The organism is Amycolatopsis benzoatilytica AK 16/65 (assembly GCF_000383915.1).
GTDB lineage: Bacteria > Actinomycetota > Actinomycetes > Mycobacteriales > Pseudonocardiaceae > Amycolatopsis > Amycolatopsis benzoatilytica.
Genome location: NZ_KB912942.1, coordinates 6,317,426 through 6,343,343, shown reverse-complemented (window position 1 = coordinate 6,343,343; position 25,918 = coordinate 6,317,426). Strand labels below are relative to the sequence as shown.

Below are 25,918 nucleotides of genomic sequence, written 5' to 3'. Positions count from 1 at the left end.
GCCCCGGTTTCTCCGTTGGCCGGGATATCGGGGCGTGCGCCCCGGTTGTATCCAGCTCAGAACGAACGGAGTTCGACGGTGAACGCACCAACCTCGGCGACCGAGATCCGGCTCGCCGCCCGCCCGCACGGCGTCCCGACGCAGGACACCTTCGACGTCGTCGACACCGAGGTGCCCACGCCCGGCCCCGGGCAGCTGCTGGTGCGGAATCTGGTGATGAGCGTCGACCCGGCGATGCGCGGCCGGATGAACGACTCCAAGTCCTACGTGGCGCCGTTCGTGGTCGGCGAGGCCATGGAGGGCGGGGCGGTCGGCGAGGTCGTCGAGTCCACCGTGGACCAGTTCAAGCCGGGGGATCACGTACTGCACCAGCTCGGCTGGCGCACGCACGCGGTGGTCGACGCCAACCGCGCGGTCAAGGTGGACGGTTCGCTCGCGCCGCTTTCGACCTACCTCGGGGTTCTCGGCATGCCCGGCCTGACCGCGTACGCCGGTCTGCTGGTGAGCGCGGAGTTCAAGGAGGGCGACACCGTCTTCGTGTCCGGCGCGGCCGGAGCGGTCGGCTCGCTGGTCGGGCAGCTGGCTCGGCTCAAGGGCGCGAAGCGCGTGATCGGCAGCGCGGGTTCGGCGGAGAAGGTCCGCTACCTGACCGAGGAGCTCGGCTTCGACGCGGCGTTCAACTACAAGGACGGCCCGGTCGCCGAGCAGCTGGCCGCGGCCGCGCCCGAGGGCATCGACGTGTACTTCGACAACGTCGGCGGCGAGCACCTGGAAGCCGCGATCGCCTCGATGAACGTGCACGGCCGGATCGCGGTGTGCGGGATGATCTCCCAGTACAACGCCACCGAGCCGACGCCCGCGCCGCGCAACCTGGTGCAGATCATCGCGAAGCGGATCACCATTCGCGGCCTGCTGGTGCTCGACCACTGGCACCTGATGAAGGACTTCGTCGCCGAGTTCGCCCCGAAGGTGGCGGCAGGCGAGATCAAGTACTCGGAGACCGTGGTGGACGGCATCCGCAACGCGCCGGAGGCGTTCCTGGGCCTGCTGAGCGGGGCCAACACCGGGAAGATGCTGGTCCGGATCAGCTCCTGACGATTTTCTCGGCCAATTCGGGCAGCGTCGCGGCGGTGTAGGTCGCGGCGGGAGCGCCCGGCAGCGGATGGACTCCGGGACGCGCGAGCAGCGCGGTCCGGAGTCCTGCCGCGTGTGCCCCAGCGATGTCCCAATCATGCGCGGCGATCATCACCGCGGCGTCCGGATTTCCGTACGCGTGCAGCACTTGCCGGTACGGCTCCGGTGCCGGCTTGAGCCGGCTGACTTGCTGCGCGGAGAAGATCCGGTCGAATTTCGTTGCCAGACCGGCGTTCTGCAGCTGCGCCTCGGCGGTGGCGAGCGGCGAATTGGTGAGCGCGACGACCCGCTGCCCGGCCTGGCGCAGCCGGTCCAGCCCGGGTACCACGTCCGCGTGCGCAGGCAGTGAACGCAGGCCGTCGCCGACCTTCGCCAGTTCGGCGTCGGTGAGTTCGTGGCCGTGCCGCGCGCAGACTGCAGCCGCGGCTTGACCGGCGATCTGCGCGAAATCGCGGTAGCCGCCGGTCGCGGTCACCGTGAGCGCGGTGTGGATCGCCAGCGAGAACCACTCTCGCCGGGCCGTCGGGGTGCCGGTGAGCTGGGTGAACAGCCGGTCCAGCGCGGACAGGTCGAGCAGGGTCTCGTTGACGTCGAACACGCAGAGCATCACGCCTCCCGCTGGGGGTTCGCGGTCCAGCGTCGCGCGCTTCCCGCGGGCTAGGCAAGCCCGGTGATCAGTTCTGCCGCGTCGGTGAAGCGCGCGCCACTCCTATCGATTCCCTGAACGGCCCCCGCCCCCCAATGCCACATTGGGTGCGTCAGATGCACCGAATGCCACATTGGGTGCGTCAGATGCACCCAATGTGGCATTGGGGCAAGGGCATCTAAGTACCGCAAGAGGCCCGCGGACTCCATGCGTCGGTTTCGGCGGTCACCACTGCACCGGGCTGATCGCCGGGCTGCCCGCGCGGTATGCCTCGATCACGATCCGCGCCGCTCGCCGCGACTTCGCGACGACCTGCTCGGCCGGGTAGCCGAGCCGCTGGTAGACGCCGTTGAGAAAGAATTCGCCGTAGCCATGCGCCTGGGTGTTGAGCTGTTCCATCAACTCCAGCGCCAGTAGCGGGTCTGGCGCGATGGTGAGGCAGCGGACCAAAGACACGTCGGTCAGCGCGCGCCGGGCGTCGTGCAGCTCGGCGTATTTCGCGTCCGCCAGTTCGGCGGCGAAGAAGACGTCCAAGCCGATCCGGGTGTCGATGAGGAACCGGGTGTGCAGGGCGGCCACGACCGCGAGCGCGGCCCCGTCGTCGGTTTCGCCGGTGACCGCATCCTCGATGAGTTCGCGCAGCCGGATCGCGGCGGTGGCGGCGACCGCGGCGAGCAGCGCCGAGCGGTCCGGGAAATGCCGGTACGGAGCGGCCGCGGAGACTTTCGCCCGCCGTGCGGCTTCCGCGACCGAGAAGCCGGCTACTCCGTTCGCCGCGATCAGCTCGAGGGACACCCGCACGAGTTCCGCGCGCAGGTTGCGGTGGTGGTACTGGCCCGGCATGGCTCGCGTCACATCCGATCGTGGTCTCCCGGTGGAATAAGTCAGGGCCCACGCTAGTCGATGTAAGAGGGTTCTTACATCGGTTCCGAGGTGCCAGGAGGGCATTCATGACCACCACTACGTCCGCCATCGCCGCCGCGCAGCCGGGCGGTCCGCTCGCGCCGACCACCATCGAGCGCCGTGACCTGCGGCCGGACGACGTGCTGATCGACATCGCATACGCCGGGATCTGCCACAGCGACCTGCACCAGGTAAACCAGGACTGGGGCACCGCGATCTTCCCGATGGTGCCGGGCCACGAGATCGCCGGCGTGGTCGCCGCGGTCGGCTCGGCGGTCACCAAGTACCAGGTCGGAGACCGGGTCGGGGTCGGCTGCATGGTCGATTCCTGCGGCGAGTGCGAGTACTGCCGGGCGGGCTCCGAGCAGTTCTGCGTCAAGGGCAACGTGCAGACCTACAACGGAGTCGGGTTCGACGGCGAGAACACCTACGGCGGCTACAGCCAGCAGATCGTCGTGAAGGACGCGTTCGTCTGCCGCATCCCGGAGGGCATCGACCTGGACATCGCCGCGCCGCTGCTGTGCGCGGGCATCACGACCTACTCTCCGCTGCGCCGGTGGGGCGCCGGCCCGGGCAAGAAGGTCGCCGTCGTCGGGCTGGGCGGGCTCGGGCACATGGCCGTGAAGCTGGCGGTCGCGATGGGCGCCGAGGTCACGGTGCTCAGCCAGAGCTTGAAGAAGCAGGAAGACGGCCTCCGTCTCGGTGCGAAGGACTACTACGCGACCAGCGACGAGTCGACTTTCCAGACCCTCGCCGGCCGGTTCGACGTCATCCTCAACACCGTCTCGGCGAAGCTTCCGGTCGATGCCTACCTCAGCCTGCTGCGCGTCGGCGGCGCGATGGTGAACGTCGGCGCGCCGGGGGAACCGTTGGAGTACAACGTGTTCTCCCTGCTCGGCGGCAACCGCGTGCTGGCGGGTTCGATGATCGGCGGGATCGCCGAAACACAGGAGATGCTGGACTTCTGCGCCGAGCACGGGGTCGGCGCGGAGATCGAGAAGATCACCGCGGACCAGGTGAACGAGGCGTACTCGCGGGTCGAGGGCAGCGACGTGCGGTACCGGTTCGTGATCGACGTTTCGACGATCGGCGCGTGAGAAACGAGCCGTGGTTCCGGGGCGAACCCGGAACCACGGCACTCACGCCTTCTTGCGCCGGTCGCGCAGTTGGAACGCGCCGTACACCGCGTAGCCGAGCACGCCGACGCCGCCGATAGCGACGCCGATCCAGTCGCGGCCGCCGTTCTCCGACGCCTGCTCGTCCTGGCCGCGGACGGTGCCGCTGGTAATGCAGGTGTCCCCGGCGTGCATGTCTTGGCCACCGCAGGTCACGCCGGACGTGTTCAGCGAGACGATGCTGAGGACCAGCAAACCGGCGAACACGACAAGCATTCCCCAGAACTTGATCCGGTCCCAGGTCATCAGAACACCATCGTTTTGTTGCCGTGCACCAGAACGCGGCCTTCGAGGTGCCAGCGCAGGCCGCGGGCCAGGGTGACCTTTTCGATGTCACGGCCCTTGCGCACCAGGTCGGCCACCGAATCGCCGTGGTCGACCCGGATCACGTCCTGTTCGATGATCGGCCCGGCGTCCAGGTCCGCGGTCACGTAATGGCAGGTCGCGCCGACCAGCTTGACGCCGCGGGTGTGCGCCTGGTGATACGGCTTCGCGCCGATGAACGACGGCAGGAAGCTGTGGTGGATGTTCAGCGCGCGCCCGGCCCACGCGGCGCACAGTTCGGCGGGCAGCACCTGCATGAAGCGCGCCAGCACGATCGCGTTCGGGTCGTGTTCGTCGACCAGCTTCGCTACCTCGGCGAAGGCGGCCGCCTTGCCCTCGGGATCGCCGGCCGGGAACGGCACGTGATGGAACGGGATCCCGTGCGCGCGGGTGATGTCCGCGAGCGAATCGTGGTTGCCGATCACGGCGGCGATGTCGACGTCCAGTTCTCCGGACGCGACCCGGCCGAGCAGGTCGTACAGGCAGTGTCCGGCCTTCGAGACCAGCACCACCGCGCGCGGGCGCTCCCCGGTGTCGAGAACCTGCCAGCTCGACTCGGCGGACAGTTCGTCGGCGACCGAGGCGAAGCGTTCGCGCAGCCCGGCGGCGTCGAACGGCAGCGAATCGGCGTTCACGACCTGGCGGGTGAAGAACCAGCCCGAGTCGGGATCGGTGTGATAGGCGGCCTCGGCGATCATGCCGCCGTGGTCGGCGAGGAAGCCCGAGATCCGGGCGATGATGCCGGTGCGGTCGGGACAGCCGAAGGTGAGCACGTAACGCTGAGGATCTGACACGCCGACCATTCTCGCCGTCCGCTGGTCAGGGCGCGGTCAGGGGTTCCAGAAGGGTGGCGTCGCCGACGGTTTCGGCGGTGTTCGGGCGGCCCCACAACGCGCGGTATACGTCGTCGGCCGGTCCGGTCAGGGTGAGGTCCGGCGTGCCCTCGCCGAGGGTGGGCGGCTGGTCGGCGTGCAGCAGGACGGTCCAGCCGCGGGTGCCGGTGCTCGCCTGGACGACCCCGGTGCGGCCGGCGGGCCGGACGCGGCGAGGGGTGAGGAAGGCGAGGAACTCGTCGATGCCGTCCTCGGCGAAGGCCGGCGTGTAACGGGTGGCCGGTGGGGCAGGCAGGGCGCTTTCCGCGTCGAGCCGGTGGATGGCGAACTCGTGCGCGAGCCGGCGGGTCCAGTCGCCGACGGTGACCGGGCCGCCCTGCGGGAACGGCGAGCGCAGCGGGAGGTCGGCGGGCCGGCGCAAGGCTTCGCGTACCGCCATCCGCTGGCCGTCCCAGCAGCCGAGCAGGTCGGCCCAGTCGGCGGGCTGCCGCGGCTCAGCGTTCCGGTCGGTGATCGCCGCGACCGTGTAGGAGAGCACCGCCGTCAGGTGTATCACCAGATCCCGTACTGTCCACTTCGGACAGTTCGGGACCGATGCGTCCGGGCCGGCGGCCAGGACCGCCAGCTTGATCCGGTCGGCGTGGATGTCGATCGCCTCCAGCAGGCGGGGTGCGTCCATGAACCGACCGTAGCCTGCGCGCCCGTACGCGGCGGGCGAACTCGATCAGGGTGACCAGTGCCAGCCCGAGCAGGAACGACAGCAGCAAGCCGTACGCCGGACGGTCGGCGAAGGCGGCACCGCCGGCGAGCCCGATCAGCACGCTGTACACCGACCAGAGCGTCGCCCCGGCCGCGTCGAGCGGCATGAACCGGCGCAGTGGATAGCCGAGGCTGCCGTTGGCCAGTGCGCTCGCGACCCGGCCGCCCGGCAGGTATCGCGCGGCGATGATCAGCAGCGGAGCCTGCCGGCGCACCTGGTCGCGAGCCCATTCGTAGCGTTGCCGCCCGGACGGTCCGCGCTCCAGCCAGCCGACCGCGCGCGGCCCGGCGGCGCGGCCCACCGCGTACCCGAGACAGTCGCCGGCCCAGGCCCCGGCAGCGGAGACGGCGACCAGTAACGCGAGCCGGCCGGCGTCCGGGCCGACCAGCACGGCGACGGTCACGACGGTCGTTTCGCTCGGCATGAACGGCAGCAGCGCGTCCAGTCCGGCGATCGCGAACACGAGCAGCCACAGCCAGGGCGAGCCGAGGGTGCCCCGGATCAGCGCGGTGACGTGCTCAAGCAGTTCCACCCGCTCATCGTCATCACCGAAGGTCACCGGAGGGTGACCCAGCGGGGTGCGGGTGGTGAACAGGAGGGTTCAGCGCGGCGCGACGCTCGCCCAGGGCACGGTCAGCTCGCCGAGCCGCCACCGAGCCGGGTTGCCGGAAAGCGGCCAGCCGCGGGCGGCGAGCATGGCGACGGCGGTGGTCCACCGGGCGCGCACCCCGAACGAACGGTGCGGGGCGGCGGCCGCCCAGCATTCGTCCAAAGTGGACAGAAGAGCGTGCACACGCTCGCCAGGAACGTTGCGGTGAATGAGAACCTTCGGCAAGCGTTCGGCCACTGTGGACGGTTGGTCGAGTTCGGCGAGCCGGACGGACAGAGTCAGCGAGACCGGCCCGGCGGCCCCGACAAGCACCCAGGCGGACAGCCGGCCGATCTCGTCGCAGGTGCCCTCGACCAGCAGGCCGTCCGGCGGCATCGCGTCGAGCATCAGCTGCCACGCGCCCGGAACCTCGTCCTCGGCGTACTGCCGGAGCACGTTGAACGCGCGCACCAGCACCGGCCGGGTCCCGGCGAGCTCGAAACCGCCGCGCCGGAAGTCCAGCCGGGGCGGATCCGCCGCGCGCTCGGCGGCGGCGACGCGTACCGGGTCGAGTTCGAGCCCGAGCACGCGGACGTCCGGCCGCACCCGGGCCAGCCAGCGGGCCAGCTCGACGGTGGTGACCGGGGACGCCCCGTAACCGAGATCGACGACCAGCGGACTGTCGCCGCGCCGCAGCAGCCGGGTGACCGACGGGTCGCCGGCCAGCCAGCGATCGACCCGGCGCAACCGGTTGGGGTTGGTGGTGCCCCGGGTCGGGGCGCCCACCGGGGTCAGGCGTGCTCGGCCAGCCACTGTGCGGTGAACTCGTCCTCGCTCCGCAGCAGGTTGACGACCTGCTCGGAGACGAACTCCTCGATCCGTCCGCCGAACAGCGGAATCCGCACCACGACCTCGCCGGAAGTGCGGAAAGTGACCCTTTCGTCGATGATCGAGAGGAACGTCGACGCCCCGATCTCACCGGGCACTCCGCCGACGCCGACCTCGGTCTTCCCGGCGTAATCGTCGCCCGCTCGCCGCCAGCTCTGCTTGCGGCGCACGATGATGTCGCCCTTGTGCAGTGCGCGTACGGCCTGCGGCAGCTTGGCGGCCTTGATGCCGTGCTGCAGCTCGTACCGCACTGCGTCGCCTTCGGCGAAGTACGAGAGGAGCTTCGCGTCGTCACCGCCCAGCGCGACCAGCCGCGCCCGCAGCGCCTCCTCGCCGGCCACCGCGGCGAACACGTCCGCGAGCGAACCTTCGAACTGGCCGCGGTGCTCGATCCGGGATCCCATGAACCGGACAGTACCGGGCGGGTGCCGGGCTTCGCTGCCACGAAGTCCGTGAAGGGAACATTGAGGGACTCAGATTCCCTCAAGGACCCCTTCACGGACGGCCGGGCAGGCGGGGGCGTCGAGACGGTCAGTACCGTCAAGGTTCGTGGACACCGCTGAAACGCCTGGCCCGGCCCGCCTCGCCGACTACACCACCCTCCGCCTCGGCGGTCCGGTGCGGCGGCTCGTCACCGCGACCACCTCGGACGAACTGGTCGCCGCGGTGCGGGCCGCCGACGAAGCCGGTGAGCCCGTCCTGCTCCTCGGCGGCGGATCCAACCTCGTCGTCGGCGACGACGGCTTCGACGGCACCCTCATCCGGATCGCCAACACCGGCTGGACCCGCGAGGGCGACCTCGTCGAGGCGGCCGCCGGGCAAGAGTGGGACTCGTTCGTCGCCGCGCTGGTCGACCGCGGCCTCGGCGGGCTCGAATGCCTCTCCGGCATCCCCGGTTCGGTCGGCGCGACGCCGATCCAGAACGTCGGCGCGTACGGCTGCGAGGTAGCGGGGTCGATCGTCTCCGTCGAGCTCTACGACCGGGCCGCCAAGGAAATCCGCACCGTCAAGGCCGACGAACTCGGCTTCGCCTACCGCACCAGCATCCTCAAGGGCACCGACCGCGGCGTCGTGCTCAGCGTGCGGTTCCGGATCGACCCGAGCGGCCAGTCCGCGCCCATCCGGTACGCCGAACTCGCGCGCACGCTCGGCGTCGAGACTGACGCGAAGGTCCCCGCCGCGCGGGCTCGCGAGGCGGTGCTCGGGCTGCGTCGCGGCAAGGGCATGGTGCTCGACCCTGCTGACCACGACACCTGGAGTGCCGGGTCGTTCTTCACCAACCCGATCGTCTCGGAGTCCGACGCGGCCGCCACCATCGAGAAGATCGCCGAAACCACCGAGGGCAGGATCCCGCAGTACCCGGCCGACGGCGGCGTGAAGCTCTCCGCCGCCTGGCTGATCGAGCGCGCCGGCTTCGGCAAGGGTTACCCCGGGCCGGGCGAGCGCGTCTCGCTGTCGACCAAGCACACCCTCGCGCTCACCAACCGCGGCGCGGCCAGCACCGCCGACCTGCTCGCGCTCGCCCGTGAGGTCCGCGACGGGGTCGAGGCCCGGTTCGGCGTGCGGCTGCATCCGGAACCGCTGCTCGTCAACTGCTCGCTGTGAACCAGCCCAGCTGACAGCAAACCGACAGGAAACGGGCGGCAACCGGATCCGGGGTGAAACGTCTCCCGGGGAGGAGTGATTTTTCCGGTTCGCAGGTAACGTCGAGTCGCTCACCGGCGGTGATGTGGGAAGAAGCCGGTGCGGGGGACAACTGGAGGTAGGACCGTGATCGAGCGCCGTACGGTGTTCAAGGCCGTGGCAGCGGTGAGCGCGGCGGCGCTGGCCGCCGCGTGCTCAAGCAGCAGCAACGAGGGGACTGCGACGCCGCAGGGGGCAGGCGGCGACAAGGGCGGTGCCCCGGTCGCACCGGTGGCGAAGATCACCGCCACCCCGGCTGCCGGGGCCAAGGACGCGGACGTGCGAGAGCCGGTCGTGGTCAAGGTCACCGAAGGCAAGCTCACCGAGGTCAAGGTCACCAACGAGGGCGGCGACGCGATCAAGGGCGAACTGTCCGCCGACGGCCTGTCGTGGACCAGTTCGGAGCCGCTCGGCTACGGCAAGAACTACACCTACGCGGCCAAGGCCACCGGCACCGACCAGCGGGAAGCCGAGTTCAAGGGCTCGTTCGCGACCATCAGCCCGGCCAAGCAGATGCGCGCCACGCTCAACCCGGGCGACGACGCCGAGGTCGGCGTCGCGATGCCGGTCAGCGTGAAGTTCCAGGGCGGCGCCCCGAAGGACCGGGCCGCGGTGGAGAAGGCGCTGAAGATCAAGACCAGCAAGGACGTCGAGGGGGCCTGGGGCTGGATCTCGCCGACCCAGGTGGACTGGCGGCCCAAGGAGTACTGGCCGGCCAACATCACCGTCGAGGTCGAGGCCAATCTGTACGGCGTGCACCTCGGCGGCGGCGTGTACGGCAAGTCCGACGTCACCACCAAGTTCAAGGTCGGCCGCAACCAGGTGGTCAAGATCCACACCCCGGACCATGTGATGAAGGTCTACCGCGGCGGCGCGGAGAGCGCGAGCTACCCGTGCTCCAACGGGCTGGACTCGGTGACCGACCGCAACACCCCGAACGGCACCTTCATCATCATGTCCAAGGAGCCGCACGCGGTGTTCGACAACGCGCGCTACGGCTACACCAACGTCAACAAGAAGTGGGCCTGCCGGTTCTCCAACCACGGCGAGTTCATCCACGAGAACCAGGACAATGCGGCCGCGATCGGCAAGACGAACAACTCGCACGGCTGCGTGAACCTGCTCGAAGCGGACGCCAAGGCGTACTTCGACTCGGCGATGATCGGCGACCCGGTCGAGGTCACTGGTTCGAACCTGGGCAGCCCGACGAGTTCGGACGTCAAGGACTGGTTCTACGACTGGTCCTCCTGGAAGTCGCTCTCGGCCGCGAAGTGATCCACTGGCCGTCTGCTACGAAGTAAGGCGTGAACACCGAAGTAACCGGCGCCGGCGGCGTGCGCATCGCGCTGCGCGTCGCTGGCCCCGAAGACGCGCGTCCGATCGTTTTCGTGCACGGCTGGGCTCAGTCCGCGGCTGCCTGGTCGCGTCAGTTCGCAGACCCGGCGCTGGCGGAGAACTTCCGTCTGGTCGCCATGGACCTGCGCGGGCACGGCTGTTCGGACGTGCCCGCCGACGGCTACGACGACCCGGAGCAGTGGGCGGGCGACCTCGCCGCGGTCCTGGACTTCGCGGGGCCGGACGCGATCCTGGTCGGCTGGTCCTACGGCGGCCTGGTGATCGCGGACTATCTGCGCGTGCACGGCACCGCACGGCTGGGCGGCATCGTGCTCGTGGGCGCGATCACCGAGATCGGCCGCAAGCGCGAGGGCGGCAAGACGGGACCGGTGATGCGGGCCGCGTTGCCCGCCGCGCTGGCCGAGGACGCCGAAACGGCGATCCCGGCGCTGGTCGAGTTCACCCGGGCGCAGGCCAGCGAAAAGGTGCCCGGCGGGTACGCGCAGGCGATGCTCGGCAGCTCGCTTTCGGTGCCGCCGTCGGTGCGCGGCGCGCTGTTCCGCCGCGAGATCGGCAGCGAAGACGTGCTGGCCGCGATCGACAAGCCGACGCTGGTCGTGCACGGCTCGGCGGACGGCGTGGTCGATCCTTGCGCTGCCGAATTTTCCGCCGGGAAGATTCCGGGGGCGGTTCTGCGTTGGTTCGTTGGGGCCGGGCATCTGCCGTTCGTCGAGGAGCCGGAGGAGTTCGGCTCCGTGCTGCGGCGGTTCGCCGGGAACACAGCCGACCAGCAGGAGTGACCAAGGTGACCCTCGAGGGATTCATCGCTGAGCCGCGCCGGATCGCGGTCATGTCCGTGCACACCTCCCCGCTCGAGCAGCCGGGCACCGGCGACGCGGGCGGCTTGAACGTCTACGTGAGCCAGACCGCGCAGGAGATGGCGCGACGCGGCATCGAGGTAGAGGTGTTCACCCGGGCGACTTCGTCGGAGCAGCCGCCGCTGGCCGAGCTCGCGCCCGGCGTGACGGTGCGGCACGTGCCGGCCGGGCCGTTCGAGCCGCTGGCGCGTGACGAGCTGCCCGCACAGCTGTGCGCCTTCACCTCGGGCGTGCTGCGTGCGGAGGCGTTCCACGAGCCGGGCTACTACGACCTGATCCATTCGCACTACTGGCTGTCCGGCCAGGTCGGCTGGTTGGCTCGGGACCGGTGGGGCGTGCCGCTCGTGCACACCGCGCACACCCTGGCGAAGGTGAAGAACTCGCTGCTCGCCGAGGGCGACAAGCCTGAGCCGCGCACCCGCGTGATGGGCGAGGAGCAGGTGGTCGCCGAGGCGGACTGCCTGGTCGCGAACACTCAGGTCGAGGCGCGGCAACTGGTCGACCTGTACGGCGCGGCTCCGCACGCGGTGCACGCCGTGCCGCCGGGTGTCGACCTCGAACGCTTCACACCGGGTTCGAAGCTGGACGCGCGGCGCGAGCTGCGGCTGCCGACGGACGCGGTGGTCCTCGCCTTCGCCGGGCGGATCCAGCCGCTGAAGGCACCGGACGTCCTGCTGCACGCCGCGGCGGAGATGCTGCGGCGGCGGCCGGAACTGGCGTCGCGGCTGATCGTGCTGGTGGTCGGCGGACCGTCCGGGACTGGGCTGGAACAACCGCAGATGCTGCGCGAGCTGGCCGCGCAGCTGGGCATCACCGAGCAGGTGCGGTTCTTGCCGCCGCAGCCGGGACGGAAGCTGCGCACGGTGTTCTGCGCGGCCGATGTGGTCGCGGTGCCCAGCTACAACGAGTCGTTCGGCTTGGTGGCGCTCGAAGCGCAGGCATGCGGCACCCCGGTGGTGGCCGCGGAGGTCGGCGGGCTGCCGGTCGCGGTTCCGCACGGGGTTTCCGGGCTGCTGGTCCCCTCGCACCGCGCGACGGACTGGGCGGACGCGCTCGCCTCGGTCGCGCTGCGGCCGGACCGGCAGGCGGAACTGGCCGCCAACGCGGTCCAGCACGCGCAGCGGTTCTCCTGGCGGCGCACCACGGATTCGTTGCTGGACATCTATGCTCAGGCGACCAGAGCGTTCCGGCAGGCGCTGGAACTTCGTGCGGAGGTGGCGGTGTGAGCCTGGACGCGGTTATCAAGTCTACTTTGGACGCGAGCGGGCTCAAGTACGATCGGCGCGGCGAGGGCAAGTACTTCGTGACGCTGCCCGGAACCAAGAAGCTGCAGACGAATTGCTGGCTGGTGGACGGCGACCACGCGTTCTCGGTGGAGGCGTTCGTATGCCGTCGTCCGGACGAGCGGCACGAGGACGTCTACCGATTCCTGTTGCAGCGCAACGCCCGGCTCTACGGCGTGCACTACACAGTGGACAGCATGGGCGACATCTACCTGGTCGGCCGGTTCGGCAAGGAGACCGTGACCGAGTCCGAACTGGACAAGATCCTCGGCCAGGTGCTGGAGGCGGCGGACGGCGATTTCAATTCGCTGCTGGAAATCGGCTTCGCGAGCTCGATCAGGCGGGAGTGGGACTGGCGGGTCTCCCGCGGCGAATCGCTGGCGAACCTGCAGGCGTTCAAGCATCTCGCCGAACCCGCCGCGGACCACGAACCGGGGTTGACCGAGTCGTGACCGAACCCGTGCAACGGCGCTGAACGCCGCTCCCGTCTCCCCGCCGACTGGAGGGAGACCGGAAATGCGGATTCGGTGGAGATACGCGCTGGCCTGTGGGTTGGTGCTGGCGCTGGCCGGTTGCAGCGGCAACTCGGAATCGTCGTCGGGGGCGCAGTCCGCGGTCGCGCCGGTGCCGGGGTCGGCCCCGCGGCAGAGCACGGACTACGGCGCGGGCAAGAGTGCGGTGCCGGCCCCGGTACCCGCGCCAGGGGTGACCGATCGCAAGCTGGCGCGCAGCGCGCGGTTGTCGCTGACCGCGGCGAAGCTGGACGAGGTCGTGCCGCACGCGCGCTCGATCGCGACCGCCGCGGGCGGATATCCCGGGCAGGAAAGCACTTCCGCGGACTCGGCGACGCTGACCTTGTCGGTGCCCGCGGAGAAACTCGACAGCGTGCTCGACCAGCTCGCCGGGCTGGGCAAGGTGACGCGACGGGAAGTCAGCGCGGACGACGTGACGGCGCAGGTGATCGACGTGGACGCGCGGCTGGCGACCCAGCGCGCGAGCGTCGATCGGATGCGCGCGTTGCTGGCGAAGGCGCAGACAGTGTCCGAGATCGCGACCGTCGAAGGCGAACTGACCAGCCGGGAAGCCACGCTCGAGTCGTTGGAGCAGCAGCAGAAATCGCTTGCCGGGCAGGTCGCGATGGCGACTGTCACGCTCGCGGTCTCCGCCTCCGCGCCGCCCGCGGAGTCCGGCGGCTTCCTTTCCGGTCTGGCGGCCGGGTGGAGCGCGTTCCTGGACTTCTGCGGCGGGCTGGTGCGTGTGCTCGGCGTGGTGCTGCCGTTCGTGGTGGTGTTCGGGGTGCCGGCCGGCGCGCTGGCCTGGTGGTTGCGGCGGCGGCGCAAGGCCCGGCTCGCCGAATGAGGGACTGGCGGAACGGCTCGAGGGAGGGGGAGTCGCGATCTCGAGCCGTCCCGCTGCAGGTCCCGCCTACGAAGACCCGGTGACGAGGGGGATGCCAACGGGGCCGGCGGGCCGCGGCTCGGCAGGGGGGAGACGAGCCGCGGTCATTGCCCGCGACTCAGCCGGGGAGTGCGTGGAATCCGGCTGATCGGGACATGCTCAACCTGTCAGATATCCACCAGTAATCACAAGACTACTGGTTACTCCGTTTGGGTGAACTTTAGCAACGTCGATAACGGTGCGCAGCAGCTTGCACTCTTTTGTCGTCTTGTTGACCATCCGCGTGCTCTGAGAGTGACGTCGCTACCAATCGGTAACGCACTCTGTGTAGACGGCAGGACGCACCGGTGGCTTCGCTGGTGCGCTCTGGCAGGCTGGTGGCCATGGCCGAACTCGAGCTTGGGACGTTGGTGCTGCTGCGGCACGGGCAGAGCACGTGGAACGCGGAAAACCTGTTCACCGGCTGGGTGGACGTTCCGCTGTCGGAAACCGGCGAGCGCGAAGCCCGCCAGGGCGGGCAGCTGCTGGCCGAAGCGGGTCTGCTGCCGGACGTGGTGCACACGTCGCTGCTGCGCCGCGCGATCAGCACCGCGAACATCGCACTGGACGCCGCCGACCGGCACTGGATCCCGGTCAAGCGCGACTGGCGGCTCAACGAGCGCCACTACGGCGCGCTGCAGGGCAAGAACAAGAAGCAGACGCTGGAGGAGTTCGGCGAGGAGCAGTTCATGCTCTGGCGCCGGTCCTATGACACCCCGCCGCCCGCCATCGACCCGAAAGACGAGTTCAGCCAAGCGGGCGACGCGCGCTACGCGAACCTGGGCGACCAGGCTCCGCTGACCGAGTGCCTGAAGGACGTCGTGGAGCGGCTGCTGCCGTACTGGGAGTCGTCGATCGTCCCCGACCTGCGCGCGGGCCGCACGGTACTGGTCGCCGCGCACGGCAACTCGCTGCGCGCGCTGGTGAAGCACCTGGACGGAATCTCCGACGAGGACATCGCCGGCCTGAACATCCCGACCGGAATCCCGCTGCGCTACGACCTGAACCTGGCCGACCTGACCCCGGTCAAGCCGGGCGGCGAATACCTCGATCCGGAAGCCGCGAAGGACGCCGCGGCCGCGGTCGCGAACCAGGGCCGCTGAGCCTTTTCCGCCGAACAGCCTCGCGCGTGCCCGAACCGGGCGCCCGCGAGGCTGTTTCGTTGTCCGGGTTCAGGAACCGGGTGCGGTCACCGGTTTGATGGCGGACACCTTCCACTCGTTGCCCTGCCAGACCAGATCGAGGTGGATCGGCAGCTGGCGTTCCGCCGGCTGCTGCTGCCCGCCGGCGGTGGCCACCCGTGCCGCCAGCAGCGCCGACGCCTGCTTGCCGTCCGCGCTCAGCGACGTCAGCGCGGCCGGCGAGTCCGGTGCGCAGGTCGCCTTGGTCGCGGACTGCTTGAGGTGCGCGATCGTCTGCGCGCGGTCGGTGCGGAACTGGGTCAGCAGCGGCTCCGCGGTGATCTTTTCCCAGGTGTCGTAGGCGGTGTCGATAGTCGCCGGGTCGACGGTCATCAGGACGGCGCCGTCCCGCTTGGCGGAGTCGACCGCCGCGTCGCGAGCCGCTCCCGTGCCCTGCGCCGAGCCGGATGCCTGGGCGATCGCGCCGCGCGGGTCGAAGCTCAAGTCCGACAGCTGCCAGTGGCCGTTCGACTTGGCCGCCGTGACCAGCATCAGCGCGGCGGCCTGGTTCGAGGCCCCGTCCGACCGCTTGCTGTGCTGCTCGGCGGTGATCAGCACCCGCGCGCCGTTCGCGGTCAGCTCCGCCACGCCAGTCTCGATGACCTGCGTTTTCGTCGTCACCGCGCTGTCGCGGACCTCGGCGAACGTCTTGTCGAACTGCGCCCGGGCCGAGCCGGTGAGGTACTGCTGCTCGGCCTTCGCGACATCGTCCGGTTTGGTGGAGTCGTAGCTGAACGCGCCCTCGACGGCCTGCTTCACCCCGGCTGCCGCATCGCTGGTCGCTTGCGCGTCCACGTACGCCAGATTCGCCGGCGGCGGCGAGGACGGCGCTGGCGACGGGCCTGGCTGCGAGAGGGCGCTACCACCGCTGCAGCCGGCTGTCAGCAAGGCCGCGGCGATGAACGCCCGCCTCACAGCAAACCCGCATCTCGGGCGAGCGCGCCCGCCTGGAACCGCGAGGTCGCCCCCAGTACTTCCATCAGTTCGGCCACGCGCCGACGGTACGTGCGCAGCCCCACCCCCATCTCGCGGGCTGCCTTTTCGTCGGTTGACCCGGACGACAGCAGATGCAGCAGCTGCGGCGTGTACTGGCGCAGCTCGGCGAACCGCGTCTCGTACGCCGCCATCGCGGTCGACGCGCGCCAGGCGGTCTCGAACAGCGACGCGATGCCGCGGACCAGGTCCGGCTTGGTGGTCACGGTGTAGCCGGGACCGGCCGCGAGGATGGCGACCCGGTTGTCCAGCAGGATCGTCTCGTTGATCTCGTGGTCGCTGATCCGCACTTCCGCGCCGAACTCGCGCAGCATCCGCAGGTGCTCGGCACCGGCCGGGTCGAGCAGTACCCGGGACAAGTAGACCTTGCGGACCCGCAGTTTCCGCGGTCTGGGCAGCTCCTCGGCGAACTTCTGCATCGCCGACCAGGTGTGCAGATCGTTGGCGGCGCAAGCGAAGTCGTCAGCGCCGGCGAGCAGGTGGCCGGCCCGCTCGACCAGCTCGTATTCGTCGCGCAGGCTGGCGACGTCCTCGGTTCGGGACACGGGGTCCAGTGTCCAGCGTTGGCAGCTTGGTGCCAAACCGCCGTCGCGCGCCCCGGCGCGCAGCACGCTGGGGACATGACCGAAACGACCCTTCCCGCCGCTGCCGCGGGCACCTGGCAGCTCGGCTCGATCCCCGTCAACCGGCTCGGCTTCGGCGCGATGCGGCTCGGTGGTTCCCTCGACCCGAACCAGTCCGCCGACCCCGGTCGCGCGGTCGCGGTGCTGCGCCGGGCGATCGAACTCGGCGTGAACCACATCGATACCGCCGCGTTCTACTTCGGCTCCGGTTGGCGGGCGAACGAGCTGATCAAGACCGCCCTCGCGCCCTACGGCGACGAGTTGGTGCTGACCACCAAGGTCGGCCCGGCGCGCGACGCGTCCGGCCAGTTCCTGCCGTTCGCCCGTCCCGACGAGCTGCGCGGCCAGGTGGAGCAGAACCTGCGCGAACTCGGCCGCGACCACCTCGATGTCGTCAACCTGCGGATCGGCACCGGGCTGGACCGCGGCACCGGCTCGCTGGCCGAGCTGCGGGCGGCGGGGCTCATTCGCGAGCTGGGGATTTCGAACGTCGGAGTCGAGCACCTGGCCGAAGCGCAGGCGATCGCGCCGGTGGTGTGCGTGCAGAACCAATACGGCCTCTCCGCGCGGCGGGAAGACGACGAGCTGCTGCGGATCTGCGGTGAGCAGGGGGTGGCGTTCGTGCCGTTCTTCGCGGTCGCGAGTGGACAGTCCGACGCCGGGGAGCGGGTCGCCGAGGTGGCCAGGCGGCACCGGATTTCGGACGCACAGGTGCGGCTGGCCTGGACGCTGGCCCAGGGCCGGCACGTGCTGGCGATCCCCGGGACGAGCGATGTCGGGCACCTGGAGCAGAACGTGGCCGCGGCGGCGGTGGAGTTGTCGGAGGAGGACCTGGCGGCTCTCGAGACGCGCTGACCGTGTCGCGCCGCTGCCTCTCGGTCCGCCGGGCCGAGCCGCGTCGGGACGGGTCGGGCGGCGGCAGCGTCGCCCGGCCGGCCAGGCGTTCTCTTCGTCTGGTCCGGACCTTCGGGGGACAGACTGTTGCCTCGAACACCGGTGACCCCGCTCACCCGTCCCACCGCGCTCCCGGCCCGCCCGATCCGCCCGCTGACCTCGGGGCGGAAGCCTGCCCTCGTGGTCAAAAGATCTCGAACGGGTGAACGGGGGCTGACTCCGAGGCGAATATGTCCCCCTCAAGTGTCACTCGCCTCACGAGAGGGCTTCTGGCACTAGGCCGGAAGGCTACCGGGATGCTTACGATTCCTTCGTGACCACGCCTGTTGCCTTGCTGACGGCCATCGGCGCTCTTGTCGTCGGCGCGGTCGCCGGTTTCCTGATCGCCCGGGCGCGCGCCCGGCGCGTAGCGGCGCGGCCGGTTGGACCGACCGTCGCCGAACTGCTCGAACGGCTCATCCGTTCGAGCAACAACGGCATCGTCGTGCTCAACCGCTTCGGCGACCTGGTGCTGCACAATCCGCGTGCGTACGACTTGGGTTTGGTCCGCGTCAACCAGGCCGACCCCCGGGCGCGCAAGGCGGCCGAGCAGGTGGTCGAGACGGACGAGCCGATGGAGGTCGACCTCTCGCCGCTGGAGAACCGGGGACGCCGGCAGCCCGAGGCGGTGCTCGGCGAGGTCCGGCCGCTCGGCGACGGATTCACCGTGGTCGAGGCCGTCGACCACTCCGAGGCGATCCGGCTGGAGGCGGTCCGGCGCGATTTCGTCGCGAACGTCAGCCACGAGCTCAAGACCCCGGTCGGCGCGATCGCGCTGCTCACCGAGGCCGTGCTGGACGCCGCCGAGGACGTCGAGGAGGTCCGGCGGTTCGGCAGCAAGATCCTGCGCGAGTCGACCCGGCTCGGCCAGCTGGTCACCGAGCTGATCGCGCTTTCCCGGCTCCAGGGCGCGGAGCGGCTGCCCGACCTCAACGTGGTCGAGGTCGACGCCGTGGTGCGGGAAGCGCTGGGCCGCACGACCCTGTCCGCGGAATCCGCCGCCATCACCATCACCACCGACGCTCCCAGCAGCCTGCTCATCGAGGGCGACCGGACGCTGCTGGTCACCGCGCTGTCGAACTTGCTGGAGAACGCGGTCGCGTACTCGTCGGCGGGCAGTCCGGTGTCGATCTCCCGCCGGCTCGCCGACGGGATGGTCGAGATCGCGGTGACCGACCGCGGCATCGGCATCGCCGAGGACGAACAGCAGCGGGTGTTCGAGCGCTTCTACCGCGCGGACAAAGCACGCTCCCGCGCCACCGGCGGCACCGGGCTCGGCCTGGCGATCGTCAAGCACGTCGCGGCCAACCACGGCGGTTCGGTCGGCCTCTGGAGCCGTCCCGGCACCGGTTCGACGTTCACGCTGCGCATCCCCGCGCACGTGCGCACCGAACCGGCCGACCTCGCGCGCAAGGCCGCCCCGGCGCGGCCGGACATGACCCCCGAGCGGACACCCCGGCTCGTGGCAACCGGGCAGGAGCTCTCCAGCCCAGACCATGGAGGAAACCTGTGACGAGGGTTCTCATTGTCGAGGACGAAGAGTCCTTCGCCGACCCGCTCGCCTTCCTGCTGCGCAAGGAGGGCTTCACCGCGGCGGTGGCCGTCACCGGCCAGCAGGCGCTCGAGGAATTCGACCGCAACGGAGCGGACATCGTGCTGCTCGACCTGATGCTGCCCGGGATGAGCGGCACCGACGTCTGCAAGCAGCTGCGCCAGCGGTCCGCGGTGCCGGTCATCATGGTGACCGCGCGCGACAGCGAGATCGACAAGGTGGTCGGCCTCGAACTCGGCGCCGACGACTACGTGACCAAGCCGTACTCGGCACGCGAGCTGATCGCCCGCGTGCGGGCGGTCCTGCGCCGCGGCGGCGAGCCGGGCACGGACGGCGAGCTGGCCCCGCTGGTGCTCTCGGCCGGCCCGGTGCGGATGGACGTCGAACGGCACGTGGTGACCGTGGACGGCGCCGAGGTCTCGCTGCCGCTCAAGGAGTTCGACTTGCTCGAATACCTGCTGCGCAACGTCGGCCGGGTGCTGACCCGCGGCCAGCTGATCGACCGGGTGTGGGGCGCGGACTACGTCGGTGACACCAAGACGCTGGACGTCCACGTGAAGAGGCTCCGTTCCAAGATCGAACCGGACCCGGGCTCGCCGCGGCACCTGGTGACGGTGCGCGGGCTCGGCTACAAGTTCGAGACGTGATCGGCGTCCCCGGCGAGTTGAGGGGTTCGCCGGGGCTCTCCGGACCGTCATGCCTCCGGGCCGTCGGGTCGGTCGGGTCCGTCGCGCCCCAATGTGGCATTGGGTGCATGTGACGCACCGAATGCCACATTGGGTGCGTCACATGCACCGAATGTGGCATTGGGGCGTTTTTCAGCGCACACCGTGCCGGGACGCGCACGCTGAGTTGACGCTGATCCGAGTGGAGTTGGTTACAGTTTCGAGACCTGGTGCTGGGACCGGTACGCTGAATCCTCGTGCGCCTAGGGGTACTCGACGTCGGTTCCAATACCGTCCATTTGCTCGTGGTCGACGCCCATCGTGGCGCTCACCCGACCCCGATGCACTCCGAGAAAACCGTGCTGCGGCTGGCCGAACAGCTGACCCGGTCCGGCGAGCTCAGCCGGTCCGGCGAGGACGGCCTCGTCCGAGCGGTCGAGTCGGCCAAAGCAGCGGCCGCTCGGCTCGGCTGCGAGGACGTCCTCGCGTTCGCCACGTCCGCTGTGCGCGAGGCGAAGAACTCGGCGAAGGTGCTCGCCCGGGTCGGTGCCGAGACCGGCGTGGACCTGCGAGTGCTCTCCGGACCGGACGAGTCCCGGCTGACCTTCCTCGCGGTGCGCCGCTGGTTTGGCTGGTCGGCCGGAAAGCTGCTGGTGCTGGACATCGGCGGAGGGTCGTTCGAGGTCGCCATGGGCCGCGACGAGGAGCCCGAGCTGGCCGAATCGCTTCCGCTCGGCGCGGGCCGCACCACCCGCACCCGGTTCCGGAACGACCCGCCGACTCGTTCCGAGGTCGTCGCGACCTCCGCGTGGCTTGAGGACCAGCTCGCCGGGCTGGCGAAGAAGGTCGTCGCGCAGGGTCCGCCGGACCGCGTGGTGGCCACTTCCAAGACGTTCCGCTCGCTGGCCCGGCTGACCGGGGCGGCCCCGTCGGCGGCCGGACCCCGCGTGCGCCGTACGCTCACCGACACCGCCCTGCGTCAGCTCATCGCCTTCATTTCGCGGATGACCGCCGCGGACCTGGCGCAGCTCGAAGGCGTCGGCGCGAGCCGGTCGCACCAGCTCGTGGCGGGGGCGCTCGTGGCACAGGCCGCGATGCGGGCACTCTCTCTCACCGAGCTGGAGATCTGCCCTTGGGCGCTGCGAGAGGGCGTCATCCTGCGCCGGCTGGACCACACCGGCGGATCGGACGAAGCTGGGGCCGCGCTCGTCGGCGTTTCGGCGAACGGGGAGGACCGGTGACAGCAGCGGACTGGACTTGGCGGACGAGGACCAGGCACGGTGAAGAGGTGACGGACATGCACAGCACGGGGTCGATCGCGCGCGGCGCCGAGGGCGTGCGTGCCCGAGTGACCACAACCAACCCCGAGCGCGCTTTGGACAGCACGGTATGACGGACCAGACCGGCGGCGACCAGCCCCAGAAGACCGTGGCCGAACTGCTCGCCCAGCATGGGCAGCAGGTCGACGGCGGACGGCGACGCAGGCGCAGGGCCTCCGACGACGAGGACGAGGCCCCGCGCCGTTCCGGACTCACCGACACCGGCCCGCAGGCGATCATCGACCGGGTGGCCGCCGAGGGCGGCACTCCGCCGCCCCCGTCGCGTCCGCCGGGCGGCGGCCGCCGCCGTCCGGACCCGGTGCCGCCGCGTCCGCCTCGTCCGGGCCAGCAGGACTCCGGCCAGTACGGCGCGCCGCAGCCGTCCGGGCAGTACCCGGTCAACGGCCCGCAGGACCCGGGCTACGTGCGCCCGCCGGCTCCGCCGCAGGACTCCGGCCAGTACCCGGTGAACGGGCAGCAGGAGTCCGGTTACGTGCGCGCGCCGCAGGAGTCCGGGCAGTACCCGCGGCCCGGCGGCCCGCAGGACACCGGATACCAGCGTCCGCCTGCCCCGCCGCAGGAATCGGGCCAGTTCGCCCGTCCCGCACCGCCCGCGGCCGGTCCGCAGGGAACCGGCTTCCTGCGCCCGGCCGCCCCGCAGGACACCGGTTACGCGCGTCCGCCTGCCCCGCAGCCTTCCGGTCAGATGCCGGTGCCGCCGCAGCCGTCCGGTCAGATGCCGGTGCCGGGCCGTCGCCCGCAGCCCGGCGAGGAGACCCGCGCCCAGGCGCAGCCGGTCCGCCGCCGCCCGGCCCCGCAGCCGCCCGCCGCGCCCGCGTCCGGGCCGGGTGGGCAGGACAGCCTGTCCGCCCGGCTGGACGGTCTCGACGGCGTCGACGGAGAAGCCGCGGAACCGCCCGCCGCGCCGATGGCGAGCGGCGCGTTCCCGGCACCCGGCGCCGCGCCGGGCCGTCCGCGCCGGGCGCCCGCCCGTCGCCCGGCCCCGAAGGCCGAACCGAGCACCCAGGAGTTCGTCCCGGTCGACGGCCAGCCAGAGGAGGGCAAACCCGCCGGTCTGGCCGGCTGGCGGCAGCGTCGTCAGCAGGAACAACTGGAGGACACCGAGGTCGGCGTGATGCCGGCGGTGCCCGCCGCTGCCGAGCCCGGCCCGGCCGGGGACTACGTGGACGACGGATACGAGGACGACGACTACGCCGAGGACGGGTACGAGGACGAGTACCCGCCGCAGCAGCCCGCCGCGCAGTACGACGCCGGCCCGCCGACCCAGGGCTACCCGGCCCCGATGCCGTTCGCGCCGGGCGGCAAGCAGGCACCGGCCGCCGACGATCTGTCCGAGTACGAGCGCGAGTTCGCCGAGCCGGGCGGATACCCCGCGGGCTCGCCGGACTTCGAGGGCGACGACGGCTACGGGTACGAGCACGCCGAGGGCTACGAACACGACGGCAGCTACGACCAGGGCGACGGCTACGAGCAGGGCGACGAGTACGACGACTACCCCGAGGAAGCCGTCGCCGACGAAGCCCCGGCGGCCGAGGAGGCCCCGGCGGCCTCGGCGGGCAAGCAGTGGCTGACCCTGGCCGGCCAGCTGGCGCTGGGCGTGGTCGGCGGAGCCGGCGTGTGGCTCGGCTTCAACTGGCTGTGGGTCAACCTCGCGCCGGCCGCGCTCGTGGGCGCGCTGCTGGTGATCGTCGCGCTGGTGTGGATCGTGCGAAAGATCCGGCGCGCCGAGGACCTGCAGACCACCTTGCTGGCGATCCTGGTCGGCCTGGTGGTCACCGTGTCGCCGGCGGCCTTGCTGCTGGTAGCCAAGTAGCCGCGGTCGGGCACGGCTGGGGCAGGATGATCGCGTGACTGAAAGCGCGTCTGTCCCCGTCGGACTGAGTACCGCGTCGGTGTGGCCGCTGCGCGCTGGCGCGGCGTTCGAGATAGCGGCCGACCTCGGCTATGACGGGGTCGAGGTCATGGTCTGGGCTGATCCGATCAGCCAGGACGTCTCGGCGGTCCGGCGCTGGTCGCGACGGACCGGAATGCCGGTGCTGTCCGTGCATTCGCCGTCGCTGCTGATCACCCAGCGGATCTGGTCGCCGGACCCGGAGGTCCGGCTGCGGCGGTCGGTGGACGCCGCGCTGGAGCTGGGCGCGCGGACGGTGGTCGTTCATCCGCCGTTCCGCTGGCAGCGGCGGTACGGGGACGCGTTCGGCGATCTGGTGGACGAGCTGGAGGACGCCAGCGGGATCCAGATCGCGGTGGAGAACATGTTCAAGGTGCGGCCGCCTGGCGGCTCCCGGGACGCCCGGGTTTCGGCGTTCCGGCCGTCGATCGACCCCACCGACGTGGGGTTCCGGCATTACACGCTGGATCTGTCGCATTCGGCGGCGGCGCGGATGGACGCGCTCGCGTTGGCCGACCGGATGGGAGAGGGGCTGGCGCATCTGCACCTGGCGGACGGGACCGGCGTGCCCAAGGACGAGCATTTGATCCCCGGGCACGGGGGACAGCCTTGTGCGGAGTTGCTGGAGAAGCTGGTGCGGGACGGGTTCGCCGGGCAGGTGGTGCTGGAGGTCAACACGCGGTCGGCGGCCGGAACGGCGGGGCGGGTCCGGGCGCTGGCGGAGGCGCTGTTGTTCGCCCGGTTGCATTTGGGGCAGTGATCCAATTCGCTGGAAAACCGTTTTCCGGCCGCAGAAACCGGCGAGCACCCGAAAGTGGCACTCTGGCGGCGCGGTGATCATCTAGGCTGTCGTCCAGTCTGGACACGATGATCCGTTGCACATGTCGGGGGGGAACGACGTGGCTTCGCCGTATGGCGGCATGCCTCAGTACGGGCAGCAGCCGCATCAGCCATTCGGACAACAGCAGCCGTCCGCGCCACCGCAATGGGGACAACAGCAGTGGGGACCGCCGCAACCACCGCCCCGGAAGAAGAAGCTGTGGCTGTGGCTGGTCCCGCTGCTCGTAATCGTCGTCGCGGCGGGGATCACGGTGCCATTGCTGCTCAGCAGTTCGTCGAACGGTGACTCGGCGTCGGACGGCGGCATGCCGGCGGAAACGCACACCCCGATGCCGAAGGGCCGCGCCGCGGCCGCGGTCACTGCCGCATTGCGTGCCATCGATCCGTGCGCGCTCACCGATGTGGCGGTGGCACGGCAGCGCGGCAAGCCCGACGCGACGACGATCGCGCTAGGGCCGCACGCCTGCTTTCTGGTCGCGTCGTCGGACTACTCGCCGGGCGACCCCGGGGTAAAGGTGAAGGTCGGCAGCGACTCCGATCAGTTGCAGCGGTACTTCGGCGCCCCGGTCACCGTGGCGGGCGCCAAGGCGTACCAGTACGCCACTGCCACTAACCACCCGTCGTGCCGGCTGGCGTTCCCGGTGAGCTTCGACTTGACGGTCGAGTTCTCCTACGAGCTCACCGGCGGCGACGGCGACGTCTGCCCGATCGTCCGCCAGTACGCGGAGGCAGCCGTCGCGAAGCTCCGGAACCCGGCTGCGATCGCGCCGGCGAGCAGGCCCTACTCCGCTTGGGACGGCTGCACGCTGCTGGCCACGGCGCTGCCGGGCGACGAGGCGAAGAAGTACCGGTACCAGCCGAGCGGCAGCAAGGATCCGCTTGCCGGCTGTGAGACCTACGCGTCCGAGGCGGAGAAGGTCGGCCCGAAGATCGAGTTGTTCTACGACACCCCGGCCGAGCTGACCGGTCAGACGCGGTCGATCGCAGGCAAGACGGTCGGCCTGACCACCCTCGGCGACCATTGCCGCGCCGAATGGGACGCGGGCGCCTCCGGCAATCAGAACAAGTGGTTCTCTGACGTGACCGTGCAGGTGGAGAACAGCAGTTGTGACGCGGCCGCGACGCTCGCCGAACACGTGATGGGCCTCGCGACCGGCAAACCGGGCCAGACCTCCCCGGCGACCGAGCTGCTGTACGGCCCGAATGACAACGACACCGGTGCCCGCGGTGCGTGCGCCGACCTAGGGGTGACCGGTGGAATGCCGGACTGCGAGCCGTACCAGAAAGTCACGCTGGCATCCTCGCCGCAGCAGATCATGACCGACGCGGGGCACAACCGGAACGTGCAGTGCGCGGTGTTCAACGACGCCGTCGTCGCCCTGTACGGCAAGGAATTCGTGCCGGTGACCTGGGGTTCGCACTGCTTCTTCGTGGACCCCAAGCACGATGTGATGATCCAGGTGAACGTGGATCCGGTGAATGTTCCCGGCGACTACGGCCAGGGCTCGCCGGAGAGGCGTGAGACGACCATCGCGGGCAAGGCAGCACTCACCTACACCGACGAAAAGAAGACGCAGTACGACATCTACCTGTCGCCGACGAACGACCTGCGGGCGCGCGGCAACCTGCACTTCCAGGTGAAGGGTGAGGGCGGCCGTGGCAAGGACACACCCGACGCGTACAACATTCTGCCGCAGGACGCCTTCGGCAAGGCGGAGAAGGCGATGACGCAGACGGTCCAGAAGTACTTCCCGTAACCACAGCCGGGGCACCCGCCGAACGCCGCCTCCGTCGTGGACCGGACCTGTCGCGCAGCTCATCCCTCGGGGTCGAGCATCCGCGAAGCACCGCACCGGACAAGTTGCGTCACTGGTCGAACTCCCGCTGATCCGGCTGCCGCCGCCGGCCTTTGCGGAGCTACCCGGCCACCTGGGCGGCCGGTGCGGCGGCAGGCCGGCGGGTGATCTTGCTCGGCTGTCCGGGCGGTCCCTTGCCAGCTCGGCCCGCAAAAGCCGCCCGGCACCGTAAAGTC

Annotated in this window: 25 protein-coding genes and 1 pseudogene; 16 read left to right on the top strand and 10 right to left on the bottom strand. The window is 70.5% G+C overall.

The window, feature by feature from the left end:
• Positions 1-78: 78 nt before the first annotated feature.
• Positions 79-1,095, top strand: a complete 1,017-nt coding sequence (locus AMYBE_RS0129395) for an NADP-dependent oxidoreductase (protein ID WP_020662978.1) — start codon at positions 79-81, stop codon at positions 1,093-1,095.
• Here the strand turns inward: AMYBE_RS0129395 and AMYBE_RS0129390 are convergent.
• The gene (locus AMYBE_RS0129390) at positions 1,085-1,741 is read right to left on the bottom strand and encodes a haloacid dehalogenase type II (RefSeq protein WP_020662977.1); all 657 of its coding nucleotides are present in this window, start codon (positions 1,739-1,741) and stop codon (positions 1,085-1,087) included. The genes AMYBE_RS0129395 and AMYBE_RS0129390 overlap by 11 nt on opposite strands.
• Before the next feature lie 264 nt (positions 1,742-2,005).
• A complete protein-coding gene (locus AMYBE_RS0129385) occupies positions 2,006-2,623 on the bottom strand; it encodes a TetR/AcrR family transcriptional regulator (protein WP_020662976.1) in 618 nt (205 codons plus the stop codon).
• Positions 2,624-2,730: 107 nt separating this feature from the next.
• Between AMYBE_RS0129385 and AMYBE_RS0129380 the strand changes: the two genes are divergently transcribed.
• Positions 2,731-3,780, top strand: coding sequence for an NAD(P)-dependent alcohol dehydrogenase (locus AMYBE_RS0129380; RefSeq protein WP_020662975.1), 1,050 nt, complete (start codon positions 2,731-2,733; stop codon positions 3,778-3,780).
• A 42-nt stretch (positions 3,781-3,822) separates the two neighbouring features.
• On the opposite strand, the gene AMYBE_RS0129375 is transcribed toward AMYBE_RS0129380, so the two are convergent.
• The 6 genes and pseudogenes from AMYBE_RS0129375 to AMYBE_RS0129350 form a co-directional block, all read right to left on the bottom strand.
• A complete protein-coding gene (locus AMYBE_RS0129375; RefSeq protein WP_020662974.1) occupies positions 3,823-4,104 on the bottom strand; it encodes a hypothetical protein in 282 nt (93 codons plus the stop codon).
• A complete protein-coding gene (purU, locus tag AMYBE_RS0129370) occupies positions 4,104-4,985 on the bottom strand; it encodes a formyltetrahydrofolate deformylase (RefSeq protein WP_020662973.1) in 882 nt (293 codons plus the stop codon). Before purU ends, AMYBE_RS0129375 begins: the two co-directional genes overlap by 1 nt.
• A 16-nt stretch (positions 4,986-5,001) precedes the next feature.
• Positions 5,002-5,577, bottom strand: a pseudogene (locus tag AMYBE_RS0129365) (maleylpyruvate isomerase family mycothiol-dependent enzyme); the annotation flags it as partial.
• Entirely contained in the window at positions 5,510-6,307 is a 798-nt protein-coding gene (locus AMYBE_RS42485; RefSeq protein ID WP_020662971.1) for a DedA family protein, read from the bottom strand. The gene AMYBE_RS42485 and the pseudogene AMYBE_RS0129365, both read right to left, overlap by 68 nt.
• 69 nt (positions 6,308-6,376) lie before the next feature.
• Positions 6,377-7,177 carry a hypothetical protein gene (locus AMYBE_RS0129355; RefSeq protein WP_020662970.1) on the bottom strand — a complete coding sequence of 267 codons (801 nt, stop codon included), beginning with the start codon at positions 7,175-7,177 and terminating at the stop codon, positions 6,377-6,379.
• On the bottom strand, positions 7,156-7,656 hold the full coding sequence (locus AMYBE_RS0129350) for a DUF2505 domain-containing protein (protein ID WP_020662969.1): 501 nt from the start codon (positions 7,654-7,656) through the stop codon (positions 7,156-7,158). The genes AMYBE_RS0129355 and AMYBE_RS0129350 overlap by 22 nt, the downstream gene beginning before the upstream one ends.
• A gap of 145 nt (positions 7,657-7,801) precedes the next feature.
• Between AMYBE_RS0129350 and AMYBE_RS0129345 the strand changes: the two genes are divergently transcribed.
• The 7 genes from AMYBE_RS0129345 (at position 7,802) to AMYBE_RS0129315 (ending at position 14,971) form a co-directional block, all read left to right on the top strand.
• A complete protein-coding gene (locus AMYBE_RS0129345; RefSeq protein ID WP_020662968.1) occupies positions 7,802-8,857 on the top strand; it encodes a UDP-N-acetylmuramate dehydrogenase in 1,056 nt (351 codons plus the stop codon).
• 165 nt (positions 8,858-9,022) lie between these two features.
• Positions 9,023-10,210 (top strand): L,D-transpeptidase, encoded by a 1,188-nt coding sequence (locus tag AMYBE_RS0129340; protein ID WP_020662967.1) that lies wholly within the window; start codon positions 9,023-9,025, stop codon positions 10,208-10,210.
• Positions 10,211-10,239: 29 nt separating this feature from the next.
• Complete coding sequence (locus AMYBE_RS0129335; protein WP_020662966.1) at positions 10,240-11,070, top strand: alpha/beta fold hydrolase; 831 nt, start codon at positions 10,240-10,242, stop codon at positions 11,068-11,070.
• Positions 11,071-11,120: 50 nt separating this feature from the next.
• A complete protein-coding gene (gene mshA / locus AMYBE_RS0129330; RefSeq protein WP_034289360.1) occupies positions 11,121-12,374 on the top strand; it encodes a D-inositol-3-phosphate glycosyltransferase in 1,254 nt (417 codons plus the stop codon).
• The gene (locus AMYBE_RS0129325) at positions 12,371-12,883 is read left to right on the top strand and encodes a type III secretion system chaperone family protein (protein WP_020662964.1); all 513 of its coding nucleotides are present in this window, start codon (positions 12,371-12,373) and stop codon (positions 12,881-12,883) included. The genes mshA and AMYBE_RS0129325 overlap by 4 nt, the downstream gene beginning before the upstream one ends.
• Before the next feature lie 64 nt (positions 12,884-12,947).
• Positions 12,948-13,790: a DUF4349 domain-containing protein gene (locus AMYBE_RS0129320; RefSeq protein WP_027928141.1), complete on the top strand. Its 843-nt coding sequence runs from the start codon at positions 12,948-12,950 to the stop codon at positions 13,788-13,790.
• 422 nt (positions 13,791-14,212) lie between these two features.
• Complete coding sequence (locus tag AMYBE_RS0129315; protein ID WP_034289358.1) at positions 14,213-14,971, top strand: phosphoglyceromutase; 759 nt, start codon at positions 14,213-14,215, stop codon at positions 14,969-14,971.
• A gap of 69 nt (positions 14,972-15,040) precedes the next feature.
• Here the strand turns inward: AMYBE_RS0129315 and AMYBE_RS0129310 are convergent, their stop codons facing one another.
• Both AMYBE_RS0129310 and AMYBE_RS0129305 read right to left on the bottom strand, forming a co-directional pair.
• A complete protein-coding gene (locus tag AMYBE_RS0129310) occupies positions 15,041-15,844 on the bottom strand; it encodes a hypothetical protein (RefSeq protein WP_020662961.1) in 804 nt (267 codons plus the stop codon).
• A 116-nt stretch (positions 15,845-15,960) separates the two neighbouring features.
• Complete coding sequence (locus AMYBE_RS0129305) at positions 15,961-16,587, bottom strand: response regulator transcription factor (RefSeq protein WP_020662960.1); 627 nt, start codon at positions 16,585-16,587, stop codon at positions 15,961-15,963.
• Positions 16,588-16,662: 75 nt separating this feature from the next.
• Between AMYBE_RS0129305 and AMYBE_RS0129300 the strand changes: the two genes are divergently transcribed.
• From AMYBE_RS0129300 to AMYBE_RS0129270, 7 genes are all read left to right on the top strand, one after another.
• Positions 16,663-17,520 carry an aldo/keto reductase gene (locus tag AMYBE_RS0129300; RefSeq protein ID WP_020662959.1) on the top strand — a complete coding sequence of 286 codons (858 nt, stop codon included), beginning with the start codon at positions 16,663-16,665 and terminating at the stop codon, positions 17,518-17,520.
• Between the two features lie 352 nt (positions 17,521-17,872).
• Positions 17,873-19,111, top strand: a complete 1,239-nt coding sequence (locus AMYBE_RS0129295) for a sensor histidine kinase (protein WP_020662958.1) — start codon at positions 17,873-17,875, stop codon at positions 19,109-19,111.
• Positions 19,108-19,797 (top strand): response regulator transcription factor, encoded by a 690-nt coding sequence (locus tag AMYBE_RS0129290; protein WP_020662957.1) that lies wholly within the window; start codon positions 19,108-19,110, stop codon positions 19,795-19,797. The genes AMYBE_RS0129295 and AMYBE_RS0129290 overlap by 4 nt, the downstream gene beginning before the upstream one ends.
• Before the next feature lie 275 nt (positions 19,798-20,072).
• Positions 20,073-21,056, top strand: coding sequence for a Ppx/GppA family phosphatase (locus AMYBE_RS0129285; RefSeq protein ID WP_027928139.1), 984 nt, complete (start codon positions 20,073-20,075; stop codon positions 21,054-21,056).
• A gap of 148 nt (positions 21,057-21,204) precedes the next feature.
• Positions 21,205-22,968, top strand: coding sequence for a hypothetical protein (locus AMYBE_RS45505; RefSeq protein WP_027928138.1), 1,764 nt, complete (start codon positions 21,205-21,207; stop codon positions 22,966-22,968).
• Between the two features lie 34 nt (positions 22,969-23,002).
• Complete coding sequence (locus AMYBE_RS0129275) at positions 23,003-23,806, top strand: sugar phosphate isomerase/epimerase family protein (protein WP_020662955.1); 804 nt, start codon at positions 23,003-23,005, stop codon at positions 23,804-23,806.
• A 160-nt stretch (positions 23,807-23,966) separates the two neighbouring features.
• Positions 23,967-25,643, top strand: coding sequence for a DUF3558 family protein (locus AMYBE_RS0129270; RefSeq protein WP_027928137.1), 1,677 nt, complete (start codon positions 23,967-23,969; stop codon positions 25,641-25,643).
• Positions 25,644-25,918 lie beyond the last annotated feature (275 nt).

Coding starts and splice junctions, on each gene's coding strand:
- AMYBE_RS0129320 (WP_027928141.1), top strand. CDS start 12,948: ATGCGGATTCGGTGGAGATACGCGCTGGCCTGTGGGTTGGTGCTGGCG.
- AMYBE_RS0129385 (WP_020662976.1), bottom strand. CDS start 2,623: ATGCCGGGCCAGTACCACCACCGCAACCTGCGCGCGGAACTCGTGCGG.
- AMYBE_RS0129380 (WP_020662975.1), top strand. CDS start 2,731: ATGACCACCACTACGTCCGCCATCGCCGCCGCGCAGCCGGGCGGTCCG.
- AMYBE_RS0129315 (WP_034289358.1), top strand. CDS start 14,213: ATGGCCGAACTCGAGCTTGGGACGTTGGTGCTGCTGCGGCACGGGCAG.
- AMYBE_RS0129300 (WP_020662959.1), top strand. CDS start 16,663: ATGACCGAAACGACCCTTCCCGCCGCTGCCGCGGGCACCTGGCAGCTC.
- AMYBE_RS45505 (WP_027928138.1), top strand. CDS start 21,205: ATGACGGACCAGACCGGCGGCGACCAGCCCCAGAAGACCGTGGCCGAA.
- AMYBE_RS0129390 (WP_020662977.1), bottom strand. CDS start 1,741: ATGCTCTGCGTGTTCGACGTCAACGAGACCCTGCTCGACCTGTCCGCG.
- purU (WP_020662973.1), bottom strand. CDS start 4,985: ATGGTCGGCGTGTCAGATCCTCAGCGTTACGTGCTCACCTTCGGCTGT.
- AMYBE_RS0129375 (WP_020662974.1), bottom strand. CDS start 4,104: ATGACCTGGGACCGGATCAAGTTCTGGGGAATGCTTGTCGTGTTCGCC.
- AMYBE_RS0129270 (WP_027928137.1), top strand. CDS start 23,967: ATGCCTCAGTACGGGCAGCAGCCGCATCAGCCATTCGGACAACAGCAG.
- AMYBE_RS0129350 (WP_020662969.1), bottom strand. CDS start 7,656: ATGGGATCCCGGATCGAGCACCGCGGCCAGTTCGAAGGTTCGCTCGCG.
- mshA (WP_034289360.1), top strand. CDS start 11,121: ATGTCCGTGCACACCTCCCCGCTCGAGCAGCCGGGCACCGGCGACGCG.